General features: G+C 36.3%; 9 protein-coding genes. 3 read left to right on the top strand and 6 right to left on the bottom strand.

What is annotated here, in order from left to right; genetic code table 11:
* Positions 1-159 precede the first annotated feature (159 nt).
* The 6 genes from ACP6PL_RS23915 to ACP6PL_RS23890 form a co-directional block, all read right to left on the bottom strand.
* Positions 160-1,599, bottom strand: a complete 1,440-nt coding sequence (locus ACP6PL_RS23915) for an MptA/MptB family glycosyltransferase (RefSeq protein WP_426547794.1) — start codon at positions 1,597-1,599, stop codon at positions 160-162.
* 574 nt (positions 1,600-2,173) lie between these two features.
* The gene (locus ACP6PL_RS23910) at positions 2,174-2,923 is read right to left on the bottom strand and encodes a glycosyltransferase family 2 protein (RefSeq protein ID WP_426547793.1); all 750 of its coding nucleotides are present in this window, start codon (positions 2,921-2,923) and stop codon (positions 2,174-2,176) included.
* Between the two features lie 334 nt (positions 2,924-3,257).
* Positions 3,258-4,112 carry a DUF547 domain-containing protein gene (locus ACP6PL_RS23905; protein ID WP_426547792.1) on the bottom strand — a complete coding sequence of 285 codons (855 nt, stop codon included), beginning with the start codon at positions 4,110-4,112 and terminating at the stop codon, positions 3,258-3,260.
* Positions 4,113-4,782: 670 nt separating this feature from the next.
* Positions 4,783-4,941 carry a hypothetical protein gene (locus tag ACP6PL_RS23900; protein WP_426547791.1) on the bottom strand — a complete coding sequence of 53 codons (159 nt, stop codon included), beginning with the start codon at positions 4,939-4,941 and terminating at the stop codon, positions 4,783-4,785.
* 187 nt (positions 4,942-5,128) lie between these two features.
* A complete protein-coding gene (locus ACP6PL_RS23895) occupies positions 5,129-6,454 on the bottom strand; it encodes a reverse transcriptase N-terminal domain-containing protein (protein ID WP_426547790.1) in 1,326 nt (441 codons plus the stop codon).
* Positions 6,455-7,166: 712 nt separating this feature from the next.
* A complete protein-coding gene (locus ACP6PL_RS23890; RefSeq protein ID WP_124147250.1) occupies positions 7,167-7,427 on the bottom strand; it encodes a hypothetical protein in 261 nt (86 codons plus the stop codon).
* Positions 7,428-9,423: 1,996 nt separating this feature from the next.
* Here ACP6PL_RS23890 and ACP6PL_RS23885 point away from each other — a divergent pair.
* The 3 genes from ACP6PL_RS23885 (at position 9,424) to ACP6PL_RS23875 (ending at position 17,799) form a co-directional block, all read left to right on the top strand.
* Complete coding sequence (locus ACP6PL_RS23885; protein WP_426547789.1) at positions 9,424-10,473, top strand: sirohydrochlorin chelatase; 1,050 nt, start codon at positions 9,424-9,426, stop codon at positions 10,471-10,473.
* A 195-nt stretch (positions 10,474-10,668) separates the two neighbouring features.
* Positions 10,669-14,757, top strand: coding sequence for an NB-ARC domain-containing protein (locus ACP6PL_RS23880; protein ID WP_426547788.1), 4,089 nt, complete (start codon positions 10,669-10,671; stop codon positions 14,755-14,757).
* A 312-nt stretch (positions 14,758-15,069) separates the two neighbouring features.
* Complete coding sequence (locus tag ACP6PL_RS23875; RefSeq protein ID WP_426547787.1) at positions 15,070-17,799, top strand: chloride channel protein; 2,730 nt, start codon at positions 15,070-15,072, stop codon at positions 17,797-17,799.
* The last annotated feature ends 59 nt before the right edge of the window (positions 17,800-17,858 follow it).

Here is a 17,858-nt window from a genome sequence, read left to right as displayed (position 1 = left end):
ATAAATATTTGCCACAAATAGTTATGCTATTGTTAGGAGAACAGAGCTAGGATGAATAGCCTCTAATACAATTCACGATAAATATTTACCACAAATACCTCTTGCCTTTTGCTTATAAAATCAGCCCGTGTAACATTCTTTTTTTCAAAATAATCTAATTTATCTAGATAATTCAGAGTTTATCTTTGAGGATTCTAGATTTTTTTTATATTTCAAATAACTCCAAATAAATCCGATTATTAAAGGTAACCATAACCAATATCTTTCCATTGGAGTTAAAAGCCAATTGTTATCTCCTAAACTTTGTCTATATGTCAAAATAAAATAAATAAATGTTGATAAACTTACCCATTTTATACCTAGATTTCTAGTTGCTACAGCAAAAGGAATTAACCAGGTAAAATACCAAGCATGAACTATTGGAGATAAAGTTAATAGTATAAAAAAATAAGATTCAGCAAAGTTAACAAATCTATGAGTATTCCAAATTAAAACTCCAACTCCTAAAGCGAGTGGAATCCCATAAATCCAATTATATTGTGTTGATTGTTCCGAAATCAAGCTAACTAAATAGGGAATAAATTCAGCACTACGACCTTTAACAACAAAATTTGAACTGGTAGGAATAAGTGAACATTTTCCAGGTTCACAAAAATTCAGGGCAGCAATGCACATTGGTAATAAACCAATTAATAATAAAAAACCTGCTTGTTTGATTTTCTGATACAGAATCTTCCAAGTTAATTTGGTACAGCCTAATCTTAACTTTTGTTCTCTTTTTGCTAAATTTATAGTTCTGTTTAATTCATCAATTTGGGAAATATTATTGGTATTAGACTCATCTTTATCTAAGATTTTCTGCCAAACTACAAAGCATAAAATTGGTAATGACATCCATTTAATCGCTACACTTATACCAATTAAAAAACTACTCCAATACCAACGATAATTATCAAAAGCTAACCATGCTGCTACTAATGGGAAAATAAACCAACTATCATAATGACCTCCTCCAGCAAAGGAGTAAATAATTAAAGGGTTCCAAGCATAAATTAAAATTTTTTCCAGGCTGAATTTTCTACTTAATAGCCAACAAATTCCTAAATCAGCCAAGATAAAAGCTAACTTAAATATTAATACTGACGGGTTAATTGCTGCTAAAAGCCGAAATCCTAATTCACTTAAAGGTGGATAAATAGCAGAAGTATCAGGATGATTAATTAATGACCACCATTCTGTTCGATAGGGAATTAATTCTACAGCATTTGGAGCTAAATCATAAGGACTAAAACCCAAATTTTGAATGTAACCTTCCCACAAATAACGCCAAATATCATTCCCTGCTTCCATGGGAATTAATATTAGTCTCGCTAGAATAGTAACACTCCAAAACCAGGCAGAATTAATTGATTTTATTGTCCAGGAAATTATAAATCCTAAACTCATTATGCTAATAGCAATCCAAAATTTTATTACTGTACCAGGTTGCTGAAAATCACCATAGGGAATGATGATAATTGCTCCTACTAATATCAAAATTGAACTTAGTAATAACGGTCGATTTTTCCCAGTAATTGAATTGATATTTACTTTTTCCATTTGTTGATATTTTGCTGCATTTTTATGATTTTTTATACAGGTCTACAAATTTTGACGATAAGCAAATTAATCCCTAGATAGTTACAATAAAATCGTAAGCATCCAGCCGTCAGCTATCAGCCATTATACCAAGCGTGAAAAAAGAATGTTACGAATAGTTTAGTCAATTAAAATAGTTTAAGTCAGATGCAGGCTTTTTTCAAATAGATTATTTGAGGGAAAAAATGATAATAATAACTACTTCTAATGACTACTGACTATTGACTACTATAAACAGTATTAATATTTGTAGTAAACATTTATTAATTTGGCATGAAATACCTCTTAATCCTTACAAAAAAATAATTTTAGTTAATTATCATTCCGTTTTATTTTTATACAAAATAAATGTTACAAATCTATACTGACTAACTTCTATCAATCGAATATTTTTTGGAAAATAATTGAATAACGACAGATTTTTTCCAGCAATTATTTTGATAATTGGTTCTCAAACCCCAAATTTTAAGGAAATTTTTTTTGGAGGGTTGCTGAAAATTTTCCTAACAAAAAAAACTTCTGACTTATGACTCCGTTAAATCTGTCTAGGCTTTCTTAATTTGTTAATATTACGCTGTAATTTTATCATTTTCCACAAACGTTTTAAGTATAATTTTCCCAGAGTTGCCAGAATAATAGTCCCAGCTTGAAAGCTACCTTTTATCGTACCTGATATTTTTGAACGCCCACCCTGACGACGACGATAACCAACAGGAATTTCACTAATTTTTAAACCACATTCTATGGCTCTAGCTTGCATTTCTACAGTCCAACCAAAACCTCGATCCCGCATTCTTATTCTCTCTAAACTAGACTTCCGAATTAAACGTAATGGACCTAAATCTTGATACCAATATCCCCATCCTAAACCTATGAGAAAAGTAGCTAATTTATTGCCAAAATTTTGTACAGGAGTCATGGCAGACCTGCCTATTTTAGTAGCACGGCGATTGCCTAAAATTAAATCATATTTATTAGTAGCCTCCAAAAATTTTGGTAGTTGCTTTAAATCATCACTACCATCCCCATCACAAAATAAAATCCAATCACAATTTAAAGGTGTATTTTGAATGCCACGCCAACAAGCTCTACCATAACCTGCTATGGGTTCTAGCATAACTTTTGCACCTGCATTAATGGATTTTTCTACACTTTTATCGGTACTACCATTATCAACTACCATTATTTTAGTTAATCCGTAACAGTGTAATGATTTAATTACATTTGTGATTGTATGTTCTTCGTTAAGCACAGGAATAATTACTAATATTCTTTCTAAAAGCATTTATTTTATTTGCGTATAATGAAACAGAGTTTTATATTCTCTTATAACTAAGTAATCAAAAAAAATATCTTGCTGATACTGATAAAAATAAACCTCCTTTTCGCTTATTGTATCATTTTTATCTATTGCTTATTAATAAGTAGTAAGCATTCAACTATCAAGTTTTTAAAACCTGATTAATTATACAGATGTTGATGGTTTAAGGGAGTAGAGAATAGGAGGTAAAGATTACAAAAGATGGATGGGAGGATAGGTAACAACTAAAAAATATTTACACCTTCACTTCTAATGCATTAATCTGAAATATGCTGTAAGTATTGAAGCAAACATAATATTATTGAACATTCAAAGACCAATCATAATCAGAATATTTCACTTTATAACCACCTTTGTCCAAAAAAATTTGAGCATTAGAATTTACATATTGACGAGCATAATTTACGATAGATGTCTCTGTTTTATTTAAACCATTAATATTCTCAGTTTGACCATAATTCTTCTCAAAATCTTGACCAAACCATTTAAAAATTGAAGAGAAATAAACAACATTATTTTGACTGTCTATACGGAAGCCTTGACTATTTCCTAGAAAATTTTTAGCTTGATCATCTAGTTGTTTTTCTAGTTGCTTACCAGTATAAGCTTCTTTTCTCAGTGGGGGACAACTTATTGCAGCACAAACTAAAGCAACATGAATTCCTGGCTCATTAAATTCTTTCCGTAAAACCTGATGTTCAATATGGTCTAATGTCATTTTTTCCCCAGCAACCTCGAATTTCCTAATCTTCCAAACACCAGGAATTCTTCTAATACTTTTAGTAGGGTAACTATCAATAATAGATTCTAAAGTCAAAGAGTTATAGGCATTAATTAAGAAAGCAATTTTTTCTGAATCTGTCCAAGAATTATAAGTGCTTGTGGTTACAGCTCCAATGGTTGAATTAAACTCATCAAGTTGTTGTCGATTTTCTTTTAATTTTTTGTAGTCAACTAATCCTTGATCGTTGACATATTCCTTTAAAATTGAGTTGTAGTTTTGATAATTAAATGGTTTGGCTGAAGTAGTAGTAGCTCCTTGTATTTGTTGAGTTTCTGCTACTGTATTTGTAGAATTATTGAATCCACCACAGCTACTTAAGATTATAATTATGGGAAATAAAAATAATAATTTCTTGAATTGATTTTTCATAAACTATTCTGCCATTAATATTCGTTTTATTATTTATCTATAAAAAACTAATAGCATGAGTAAGTTGTGAAATTTAGCTTAATTTTGACTTAAAAATTGAGATTTATACTAATTATTCAAAGGATCGTAGTGAATTAAGGGTATAGTTAGGCTTTTAGCCTTTATGTACTATTACTATACAGATTTATCTAAAATATGATCTTGTACCATTTGTGCTACAAATTTGAGACGTGGTGTTCCCTGTTATCTATGAACTCTCTATAAACAAAGTTCGTATAACATTGTTTGATCGAAATTGGTATAAGTTATGAGATTAATCAGAAAACTCCTGCTACAGGCGATAGTTGTTTTTGCGATCGTTCTCCTCAGTCAATATGCTGTTATTGGCTGGCAGTAACACAAATAGACTCCCCCTTACACCACCTGTTACGAACAGTCTGTAAGCACTTTGAAGGAATTTATTAAATATGAATAAAGCTTATTTCCTGCTCAAGGATGCTCAAGAACAGACAAACCAGGAAGGTAGTTTAATTCACTCATCGGCAGTGCGACAAAAAGCCTATAAGGAAAAACCTTAAATATTGTAGATATTTCCCCAACTTTTACACATTCTGATAACAACGGACATGATATCAAATCAAATTTTTGATACAGAAATTAATATGTAACATTAGTTTTGGGAAATGGTATTAGGGACTAAGCGATCGCTTACCTTCTTAGCTGAGGAGCGATCGCTAATTTTAAAACCCCTAATTAAATAGGAAGTTATGGGTAAATTTAATCTACCCTTTCTAATTGCCAGAGAAGTTAAACTAAGCAATTCTATCACCAGAACTGCTCGTCTTCAGAACCGGACGTGAGACTTTCACCTCATCCGGCTCCTCAGTGATTAGGCCCTAATTCAAAGAGTACCTCTACTGCCATTATTAGCAGTTTTTACATTATGGTAATTTCCATAAATTGCAGTCTGCACTTTGTCTTTTTATCTTTATGAATGAAACAGAAAAAGTGGGTTTTTATTTGCTCCAATAAATCCAGTCTGCGTGTCTCAATAATCTAACTTGACTGTCATTCTTGCCATTAACAGAAAATTCTCTGTTCTTTTCCCCTATAGTTGGCCAATATTTTTGGCAAATCCAACGATTATTTTTATTGGTGTGTCTTCTTTTTGCCCACCCCCAGAGTTTTTGGAATATTAAATTATCCAAATCCTGGAAGGTTTTCTTACTCACAAATTTCGAGTAATAGCTTACCCAACTTTTAATCAAAGGGTTAAGTTGTCTAATCAAGGTAGCTTGTGGCGCAGACTTATGTTTATCTATCACCTCAGCGATTTGACAATAATGACTCCTGATACTCTCCATGCTTGGTTTAATTTTGGTTTTAAAACCTAGCTTACTTTGATTTTTACTCACCTCATATTGTCTGATATTAAATCCCAAGAAATCAAATCCAGGTTCTTCTTCACCACATATATAGAGTGTGTGAGAAATTATAATTTGACTTGGTTTGAATTCCAAACATAAGTCAGATAAGCATTCTCTAATTATATATTGGCATTTTTGAATTACTTCAATATCTTCGTGAGCTAGTACCAAGTTACCTGCATAACGAATCAAACTTAAACCTTGACATTTTTCACTAAGTGTTTCAGCATAATGTTTGATTTGTTCTTCTATGCCATGGAAAGCTATGTTTGTCAGTAGTGGAGAAATTACTTTCTCTGCTAGGAACAAATCTTTCCCACCCTTTAACCAAGCTCGGATTTGTTTGGGCAAGGTGAGATAGGTATCTAATTTTTTTAATAGTTGTTCATAGTCGAGACATTTAAAGCAATTAACTATATCAGCTTTAAGTACATATTTAGGCTCAAGCTTAACACAATTAACAATTGCTTCTATGGCCTCCTGACATGATTCCCCTTGTCTAAACCTGTAAGAATAGGGTTCAAACTTTGCTTCCCATTGCTTTTCTAGAGCTATCTTGACAAGTATTTGCCACGCATGATCTTGAATAGTGCTTCTTATGGATTTAACTTTGCTATTTAGTTTTAATCTTTTAGCCAAGGCAAAACATTTTTCTGGAGACAATGACTTAACACCACCAAATCCTGCTGTTTTCTCACCCTGGTTACTTTGACTAACCCTACGCACTGCCAATAATCTCCCATACCAGGATTTTATTAATGTTTTTTGGAGCTTACGAACTGCAATAACATCACCACGTTGAGAGGCTCTGTAGATTCTTTTCTGTAACTTGAAGACCTGACGCTCAACTTTTGACCAGTTAATTTCCCGCCAGTTATTCCATTCCCCCGTAGTCTTTAAACTCGTATTAGACATCTATAATTACTTACTCAAACTCTACATTCCAAATCACCGTGTGTCCGTCTGCATATCCCATTAAATTAACTAAGGGCTTTTGCTTCTGACACAATCCCTCCCAATCAAACATACGGTTAGCACCTACTTGATCAATTATCAGTTATCAGCTTTTTCAGTTATCAGTTATCAGGTATTCGACTGAAACAAAGAGTTGTCGTACTTGCAAAAGCCTAGGCAAATATAGTCACAGCAAGAATTTAAATCCTGACTCCTGACTCCTGACTCCTGACTCCTGACTTCTTCTACTAATAATTCAAGAGTTTTTCATGGGTTACTTCGTTCCAAATGACCTTATTTATATACCTTTAGGATGATGCTTTGCGCCGGGTTTACGGGAAGTGCTTGTTAGTCGAACCAAATCTCGCTAACTCCCTATCCTTTGCCTTTTGGCTCCAGTGTCACAGCTTATTTCACTGGCTGAACGTGACGACGCTTCACTCACATCTTCGCACTATAGCTATCCAATGGGTATTTTGCTCGATGGGAACCAACTTAAGCTGCTAGTTTTACCACCTTTTCACCCCGCTTTACGGATTGATGGCTAATCGCTACCGTAGGGGTGATGCTGTCAACCCTGCACCTGGGCGGAAGGAATCTCACCTCCAAGGTCATTTAGTTATAAGGCTAATGGCCTTACTCTGCTCACATCTTGGCACTATGACCCTAACTTTTAGCAGAAACGAATCGCACTTTGGTTTCCTTCACGACGAACTCTAGATACAACCCAGTTACGCCATACCCAATGGTCTCCACGGCTAGTAACTGCACTGGCGTTGATATCCATTAAATCGGCCAGCTCAGAGCTAGTGATCAGATAGCCTTTACTGGCCACTTCATCAGCTATATGCAAGGTTTCAATTAAGTTGCGCAGTTGCCCAACTCTCTGCTCCCTGGGCATATTTTCGAGTAATTCGTTGGTTGTGTCATTCATATTAATTTTCAGGTTATGTGGTCAGATACTACGGCTTATGATTCTATCGTTTTATCACCAATTTTGCTTAATTACTTTTGTATATTATGGGCTAACTCTGGTTGAGAATTGCCGTTAGAGGTGAAAGATTGTTTTATCCTCATACATTTTTTTAAGCTTAAGACTGGTTTGGATAGAGTATAAAATTATGTCTATAAATGTAAGATGATTGTTCCTTCAAATTTATAAATATTGAAGTGAGTGGTATAGATTTTTATTTCTATATATCCCAAATAACTTTATTGTGTCGTAAATATGTCCACATTTTTCCACTACCACACACCATATCGAAGATTAATGCGGGCTTAATTTTTCTGTCCACCGCAATTCTACAAACCTGGAAAGATCTACAACTTTGGTTTTATTTGCAAATATTCTCTACAGGTCTTGAGAGTAACAGGATACTTTGGTTTTATTTAGGGTTTGCTGAAAAAGTCTTATAGGTGAGCGGAGGAGCAGGGCAAACTCATCTTATTTTGAAGTTCTGACAGGGCAAGGATATCATACTTCTAAGTATTTATGCTCATTATCCCTCTAAAGCTTAACGGCAGAAGTTTCCAGAATTTAGATCCGTTTGCCCTGAGGGGAGAAGACAGGAGACAACCCACCCCTAAACCCTCCCAGGAGGGGAAGTTAGGAGACAGGAGAAATGGGGAATTTAGAGGAGTTAGTCGAATATTTAATCCCTCAATTTTTCTGCAATTATTCTCCTCAAAACCCTAACTTTCTGGTTGCTCAAGCTGAATAAGCCCTACTTTTTTTCGCTCAAAAAAGCCTAAAACCTTTATCTGTCAATGCTTTTAGATTTAATCAGCCAGCCCTATTTATTAGTTTTGCTAACCACAGTTAAAATGCTTGATTTGGATTGGGACTGCACTCAAGAATTTTATTCAAAAAAGTATAGTTATACTAAAATCGTCTGGAAAACTATTAATTCATATATTTCTGAGTTACCACTCTACCTACTACCTAGTAAGAAATTTAATATGATGATTTTTTATAAAATTGATACGACTTTGAATGACGGATAGTAAAAACTGAGTAGGTAGGTATAATTAAATCATAACTTACGCAAAGACACTATATATAGTAGGTATTGTGGATAAAAGCCATAACATATTAGTATATGTAGCGTTTATAATTAAAATTTAATCAGTATAAAAAAAGATATTATCAGTCTTGAATAAATTTTGTATTAAATTTTTTACTATACTAATATTTATATTATTATCAATTCAATATATTATAAAACTATAATACTACTAAACTTTATATAAGTTCTATAAACGTTAAAAAATTGTACCAGTGGGTTTCACCGATAGCCTTGATCTAAGCATGATAGAGTTCTCACTCACCCGCCCTCTAATACCAGGCATGATAAATGTTTGCTGCAAATCTCTGCTGCATTTTGCCTTATGAAGCTGTTGCCTATAACTAGAGTTTTGTAACATTATTTTTTCAAAATGATATAATCATAAATTTGTCTATACTCACCTACTTATCTGCTAAGTACCTGAAAAAAATTAAAACAGAGATTTTGCTTTGGAGCAGTTTTTACTATAGACAGACTTACTCAAGACAGGTAAGAAACAAAACGAATATAGCCGATAACTGAATGTACAAATAATTTTGTCCACCTACTTGTTTAAACAGTTAGAAGTTTAATATTTTACTAATGATTTAGAATACCTATATGATCTAAAATAATATAAATTTAGTCAAATAGCAAAAACTTCGTAGAATTTTTGCCAAAAATAATTTCTGCCCCATATTTTACTGATAAATTAGGGAAACTGTGGTGAAATTCCGAGGCTGTGCGGCAACTGTAAATCGATAAAAATAGCAAACTAGAAAAAATTAATAATTGCTTACTAATTAAAAGAAATCGATGAGCCAGAACACCTAATTGTCAGTTGTAAACACTAATTTTCTGCCTGACACGGGAAAAGTATAATTAATGAAATATTTCAATCAAAACCCAAAAATCAAAACAGAAGAAATGCTAACTTCAACTATAGAAAAAAGAAATTTATCTACAGAAGAGAAGTTACAGCAATTACCTCTACAAAGACCTTTATTGTTGATAGGTCATGGTACAAAAGATGCTGAAGGAAAACAAACTTTCTTAGACTTTGTTGCAGCTTATCAAAATTTAGATAAATCTCGACCCGTAATACCTTGTTTTTTGGAATTAACAGGACCAACAATTAAAGAGGGAGTAGATAAATGTGTAGAACAAGGTTATACAGAATTATCTGCTTTGCCAATTTTGTTATTTGCAGCTCGCCACAATAAATTTGATATTACTAATGAATTAGACCGAGCAAAGCAACGACATCCTCAAATAAAATTCTATTATGGGCGACATTTTGGTATTACTCCAAAGATTATAGAACTGTGGCGATCGCGTCTTACAGAATTAGATGCAACTAACTTTAAGCGTTCTGAAACAGTTTTATTATTTGTAGGGCGAGGTTCGAGCGATCCTGATGCTAATGGAGATGTCTATAAATTAGCTAGAATGTTATGGGAAGGTAGTGGTTATCTAACAGTTGAAACCTGTTTTATTGGCATTACTCATCCACGTTTAGAAGAAGGTTTTCGGCGAGCAAGATTATATAAACCGAAGCGAATTATTGTTTTACCATACTTTTTATTTACGGGAGTTTTGGTCAAGAAAATATTTGATATTACCGCTCAACAACAAGAACAATATCCAGATATTTCCATGACTTGTTTGCCAGAAATGGGAGCGCATCCAACATTATTAGAATTGTTGCGAGAAAGGGAAATAGAAACACAATTAGGAGAAGTAAAAATGAATTGTGAAATGTGTAAGTTTCGGTTAGCTGCGGTTGGTGGCGAGGAACATTCTCATACTCATCATCATAGTCACGACCATTCTCACTCACATCATCATCAACATAGTCACGAGCATAATAATTCTATAGCTGATCCCTATGCTCAACCAGAAGAATATCATCAACGTATTTGGCAAGTTCCTTGAAGAATATATAAATACAGGGTGTTTTATATCATTGAGGTAAACCCTTAGCGGGCATTTTGCCCACAATACAAAGACTTGATAATTAATAACAGAACTTACGCAAAGCTACTAAAAGCTCTATATATAGAGTCAAAAAACTATAACGTTATAGTTTTGAACACTATATACATGGTTTTTGCGTAAGTCCTAAATAATATGACAGAACACAATATCCCTAGTTCATCACTCAACACTCCCAAGGCAATAATTAATATCTTCCAAGCGCCACCTCTACCAAGATATTATGTAGATCGCCCCGAATACACTCAAAACTTAAAAGCTCGCCTACTGAGAAATTCACCGGATACCCAAGCTATTGTGGTGACTGCTATCCACGGTTTGGGTGCTGTGGGTAAGTCTACTCTGGCAACCGCTTTAGCTTATGATAACGACATACAATCTCGTTTTTCTGATGGTATTCTCTGGGTAACGTTAGGCCAAGAACCTAATATTTTACCAATGCTGAGTGGTTGGGTGCAAGCATTGGGTGACTATAATTTCAAACCTACAAGTGTGGAGGCCACTGCTAATCATTTGCGGACTTTACTTTTTGATAAATCTGTGCTGTTGGTGGTAGATGATGCTTGGAATATAGATCATGCTCAAATATTTAATCTGGGTGGTTCCCGCTGTCAGGTTTTAGTAACGACTAGGGAAAAGGCGATCGCCAACATCTTAGAAGCTGAAACTTACAGTCTGGATGTGATGACTTTATCCCAGTCAATGGGACTTCTCAGTCAAAGGTTAGGGCGTGAAATTAGGGGAGAGGAAGCAAAACAAGCGGAGGTTTTGGTTAAAGAACTGGGATATTTGCCTTTAGCTTTGGAGTTGGCAGCAGCTCAAGTGGCAGATGGTATGTCTTGGGAAATGCTGTTAGGGGATATTCAAGGGGAAATTGCGCAATTAAAAACTTTGGATAGAGAAGGTGCAGGGGATGTTACTGATGAAGGGAGTTTAAAACGGTTGAGTTTGAGTGCTTCCTTGAATTTGAGTATTAAGCAACTGCCAGAGGAAACTAGGGAGAATTTTATTTGGTTGGGAATATTGCCGGAGGATGTTCAGATTACTCAGGAAATGACGGCTATACTTTGGGAGTTGGATGAACGGGATGCCAGAGATAAGTTAGGGTATTTGCAGAGTAAGGCGTTGTTGTTGGATGGTGTAGTTTTAGCCGATGGCAAATCTACTTATCGTTTACATGACTTATTCCACGATCTAGCACGTTATTTGTTGACTGCGCCGTTACATCCAACAGAAAAAGTTGATTTGTCAGGATTGGGTATTGGTTTAACTGAAGCTCACGGAATATTGTTGGAGAAATACAGGAGGTTAACAGAAAATAATCTTTGGCATACTTTACCCAATGATGGTTATATTCATCAGCATCTAATCTGGCATTTGGAAAAGGCAGGGAAAATAGACGAAATTCATGGGTTATTGGCAGAGGAGTCGAAAAGCGGGACTAATGGTTGGTATGAGACGTGCGAAAATTTGGGAAAACCCGGACTGTTTATGAATAATGTAGCTCGTGCTTGGGAGTTAGCAGAGAGTAACTGGGATGAAGAGCGGTTGCCTGAAATTATTGGTTGGCAATGTCGTTATGCTTTGATAAGTGCTTCTATTAATAGTTTGGCAAATAATTTACCAGTAAATTTGTTGGTGGCTTTGGTGAAAAATGATTTCTGGAGTCCAGAGCAAGGGTTAGCTTACGCATTACAAAAGCCCTATCCAGAGGATAAAGTAAAGTCTCTGGTAAAATTGGTTGATTATTTGCCAGCTAACTTAAAAAAACTAGCCCTATCAGAAGCAATGGCAGCAACTAAACTAATTCAGGATGAGTACTATCGTGCCAAAGCTATCAGTTCTTTAGCTTATAAGTTTCCCGAAACATTACCAGAAACAATGGCTGCCACTCGACAGATTCAGGATGAGTATAAACGCGCCCAAGTTCTCATAACTTTGGCTGAGAAATTTCCCGAATTATTACCAGAAGCACTAGCTACAACTAGACAGATTCAGAATCAGTATAATCGTGCTGAAATTCTCAGTGGTTTGACTCAGAAATTGACACCAGAATTATTATCAGAAGCACTAGCTACAACTAGACAGATTCAGTCTGAGTATCATCGAGCTCAAATTCTCAGTAGTTTGACTGAGAAATTGACACCAGAATTATTACCAGAAGCACTAGCTACCGCTCGACAGATTCAGGATGAGTATAATCGTGCTGAAATTCTCAGTGGTTTGACTCAGAAATTGACACCAGAATTATTACCAGAAGCACTAGCTACCGCTCGACAGATTCAGGATGAGTATAATCGTGCTGAAATTCTCAGTGGTTTGACTCAGAAATTGACACCAGAATTATTACCAGAAGCACTAGCTACCGCTCGACAGATTCAGGATGAGTATAAACGCGCTAAAATTCTCAGAACTTTAGCTGATAAATTAACACCAGAATTATTACCAGAAGCACTAGCTACCGCTCGACAGATTCAGGATGAGTATAAACGCGCCCAAGTTCTCAGTGCTTTGGCTGATAAATTTCCCGAATTATTACCAGAAGCACTAGCTACCGCTCGACAGATTCGTTTTGAGGATTCCCGCGCCCAAGTTCTCATAACTTTGGCTAATAAATTACCAGAAATATTACCAGAAGTGCTGGCTACAGCTCGACAGATTGAGCGTAAATATAATCGCGCCCAAATTCTCAGAGTTTTGGCTGAGAAATTACCAGAATTATTACCAGAAGCACTAGCTACCGCTCGACAGATTGAGCGTAAATATAAGCAAGCTAAAGTTCTCACTGCTTTGGCTAATAAATTGACACCAGAGATCTTACCAGAAGCACTTGCTGTGGCTCGACAGATTTGGGATGAAGACGAGCGCGCCCAAGTTCTCAGTGATTTGACTGAGAAATTAACACCAGAATTATTACCAGAAGCACTGGCTGCTGCTCGACAGATTCGGGATGAAGACGAGCGTGCCCAAGTTCTCATAGCTTTGGCTGATAAATTGACACCAGAGATCTTACCAGAAGCACTGGCTGCCGTTCGACAGATTCAGGATGAGTATCATTGCGCCCGAACTCTTAGAGCATTGGCTGAGAAATTTCCCGAAATCTTACCAGAAACACTGGCTGTTGCTCGACAGATTTCGGATGAATATAATCAAGCGAAAGTTCTCACTGCTTTGGCTGATAAATTACCAGAATTATTACCAGAAGCACTGGCTGCTACTCGACAGATTCAGGATGAGTATAGTCGCGCCTATCTTCTCAAAGTCTTGGCTAATAAATTAACACCAGAATTATTACCAGAAGTGCTGGCTACCGCTCGACAGATTTCGGATGAATATAATCAAGCGAAAGTTCTCACTGCTTTGGCTGATAAATTTTCCGAATTATTACCAGAAGTGCTGGCTACCGCTCGACAGATTTCGGATGAATATAGTCGAGCGAAAGTTCTCAGAGCATTGGCTGATAAATTTCCCGAATTATTACCAGAAGCACTGGCTACTGCTCGACAGGTTCAGAATCAGTATAATCGCGCTGAAGTTCTCAGAGCATTGGCTGATAAATTTCCCGAATTATTACTAGAAGCACTGGCTACTGCTCGACAGATTCAGAATCAGTATAATCGCGCTGAAGTTCTCAGAGCATTGGGTGATAAATTAACACCAGAATTATTACCAGAAGCACTGGCTATGGCTCAACAGATTCAGTCTAAGCTACATAGCGCCGAATTTCTCATCGCTTTGGCTAATAAATTACCACCAGAATTATTACCAGAAGTACTGGCTGCTGTTCGACAGATTCAGAATGAGCATCATCGCACTTATCTTCTCATCGCTTTGGCTGATAAATTAACATCAGAATTATTACCAGAAGCACTGGCTGTCGCTCAACAGATTCAGGATGAATATGATCGTGCCCAAATTCTCAGTGCTTTGGCTGATAAACTACCGGAAATATTACCAGAAGCACTGGCTACTGCTCAACATATTTGGTATCAGTTTAATCGCGCTAAAGTTATCAGTGCTTTGGCTGATAAACTCTCACAAATACCAAAAACTCAACTTTACCCACTCTGGCAAAATACCCTTCACACCCTATCCCTTCGGACTCGCCCCGACTTACTCTCAGATATAACAGAATTAACTCCCGTCATCTTTTCTTTAGGAGGTGAAGAAGCAATCAAAAACACAGTCATTGCTATTCAAGACGTTTCCCGATGGTGGCGGTGATTTCAGTTATCAGTTATCAGTTGTCAGCTATCAGCTATCCGTTATACCAAGTCCGATTATCAAAAAGAAATAAGATTTCTCCACTTGGTTAAAACCGAAAGGATTCAACCAGAGGTAATTATCAATTATCCATTGGTAATCAGGATTTAGGCATAAATCAGGTTCATCTAGGAAATTTTGTAGTTTGAACAATGATGGGGGGCAATAAACCGGGTTTCTTCGTTACTTTGCGTAAGTCCCAAAATAAAAAAAGTACCAACTAAGGAGTAGAATCAAAAACAAATCTGCCCAAATCAAAGCCAAAATTTCCTTATGTGGTATCAGCACATCCGAGAAGAAACACAAACCTATCTCAAGACATTTGTCTATCCATACACAGGCTTTTTAACTAAACCCCTAATTAGACCCAAATTTATAGCAGTTGTTGAAGCCAGCTTAATCGGAATAACTTCAGGATTAGCCGCCGTTACCCTCAAAGAAGGGGTGGGATGGCTAGGTAGTTGGCGAATAGCAGCATCCCTAAAATTTCCCCCTTGGTTGTTACTACCTATTTTTGGTTTAATTGGAGGATTTGTCACAGGTGTATTAGTAGAACGTTTAGCTCCAGAAACTGCAGGGAGTGGAGTACCACAAGTAAAAGCAGCAATAGCAGGTATGCGGGTACCCTTAAACTTCCAGATCGCCATTGTCAAAATGCTTACTACTATTCTGACAGTCGGTTCTGGATTAACACTAGGAAGACAAGGCCCAACTGTGCAAATAGGTGCATCCTTGGCAGCTTGGATCGGTCGTTGGCTTCCCACTTCTCCCAGTTATCGTCGTCAGTTAATTGCCTGTGGTGCTGCTGCTGGATTAGCTGCTGGCTTCAATGCTCCTATTGCCGGAGTGTTATTCGTAGTAGAAGACCTGATGCACGATGTTTCTGGCATTACCTTGGGTCCAGCAATTATTGCTTCATTTGTCGGTGCAGTTACTTCCCAAATGCTAGGTGGAAAAAGTTTGTACTTAGAAAATACCAGTGATTACCTAGATCGATCAATTACAGGATTTTTAGATCCTAAAGAAATTCCTTTTTACATAATTTTAGGAATTTTAGCAGGGTTACTGGGGGCAGTATTTAGTCGGGGAATTATTAAAACTTCAAGATTTAATCAGCGTAAACTGAAATTAAAATTACCTTGGCGAATAGCCATTACCGGATTGATTAGTGGTTTAATAATTTCATCTTTACCAGAGTCATTTCACAATTATACAGGTTTAAGAGAAATATTAGGAAGTAATGAAGCTAACTTAAAACTTAGTTTTATTGCTTTTAGCGCCCACTTTATCTTAACAATATTTGCTGCAGGTTCCGGTGCCCCTGGCGGATTATTTGCACCATCTTTAATTATTGGTTCTGCTTTAGGTCAGATAGTTGGGATTTTGCAAAGTAATTTAGTTGGTATTGAACAACCAACAATTTTTGCTCTAGCAGGAATGGGTGGATTCTTTTGTGCTGTATCAAGAGCGCCGATCACAGCAGTAGTAGTTATTTTTGAACAGACACAAGACTTTCGTTTGGTGTTACCACTGATGATTGTTTCTATTGTGGCTTTATTGGTGGCAGAAAAGATAGATAAGAAATCTCTATCTGACCTAGTTTTAGATTCAAAAGGTCTACAACCTAACAAGGAAATGTCAGCAAATGATTATTTGAGTAACATTCATGCCGATCAAGTAATGCACACTCCTGTGGAAACCCTTGATTCTAATTTAACTTTAGATGAAGTTAAGCAGAAATTTTCCAGTTCTCACCATCGAGGTTTTCCTGTAGTTGATAGTCAAGGTTTTTTGGTGGGTATCGTTACTCAGACAGATTTAGCCTACACTCGGAAACGTTACCTTCCGGGAAATCATCTTTTAAAAGACTTTATGACAACCCATCCAATGACAGTTAAAACTACAGATAATCTGAGCGATGTTTTAAATCTTTTACATAGATACAAAATTAGTCGTTTACCTGTGATGGAAGGTCGTCATTTGGTGGGGATTATTACTGATACTGATATTATTAAAATAGAATCAGAGCAATTAACAGGCAAGACAAACTTAAGAACTAACCCCCCAGAACCATCTTATGTAGTTTATCAAACACGAGCGCCTCAAATTGGTAATGGTAGGTTGTTAGTACCTTTGAGTAATCCTCGTACTGCCCCTGCATTATTAAGGTTGGCTGCTGTAATTGCTCGCCAACGCAATTATGAACTAGAATGCCTCCAAATCGTAATTGTGCCTCGTAAAAATTCTCCTGCTGAGACTGTAGTGGATACAACAGAGAGTCGTCGTTTGTTGGCAATGGCAGAACGCATAGCTACGGATTTGCAAATTCCCATCCACACTCAAGTGCGGGTTGGTCACGATATTGCGGATGCTATTTTGGAAACTGTTAAGGAGAGACATATTTCTTTGATATTAATGGGTTGGAAGGGTGATATTGCACCAGGTCGTATTTTTGGCAGTATTGTGGATACCCTGATGCAACAAGCTATTTGTGAGGTTGTAGTAGTGAAATGGGGCGGTGAGAAATTTAGAGAGAGAGAAAAGTTTGCAGGCGTTGCCAATGAAAATTTCAACCCTTATTCTGATTATGTGTACTCATTTTTAGGATGGCGACAATGGTTGGTGCCTCTGAGAGATATTCCTACTCAAGCAGCAGCAGTTAAGCTTTTGCCTGCTTTAGTTTCTTTGAGTGTGAAACCAGAAATTCTCCTATGTCAGGTTTGTACTCAATCTGTTATTAATCCGAATATTCAGGAAATGAAGCAAGCTGCTAGAATACTGAAACAACGCTTGCATACAGAGGTGATAGCCACTTCAGTCTGTTCTAAATCTGTTTCAGATGCTGTGCTTGATTTGGCTAATGCTCATCACTCTGATGTTGTGGTTATTGGTGCTAGTAAGGAGGGATTTTTGAGGCAAGCAATTAATGGTAATATTCCCGAAGCGATCGCTCGTGGTTGCAATTGTACTGTAATTCTAGTGCGAGCTGCGAATAATCAATGACAACCTACAGTTATAGCTGAAGTTAGAAGTCAGAAGTCCTAGGGGTGATTTGCAAATCA

This window comes from Dapis purpurea BLCC-M126 (assembly GCF_050015975.1).
Lineage (GTDB): Bacteria > Cyanobacteriota > Cyanobacteriia > Cyanobacteriales > Microcoleaceae > Trichodesmium.
This window is presented reverse-complemented; position numbering and strand designations above follow the sequence as displayed.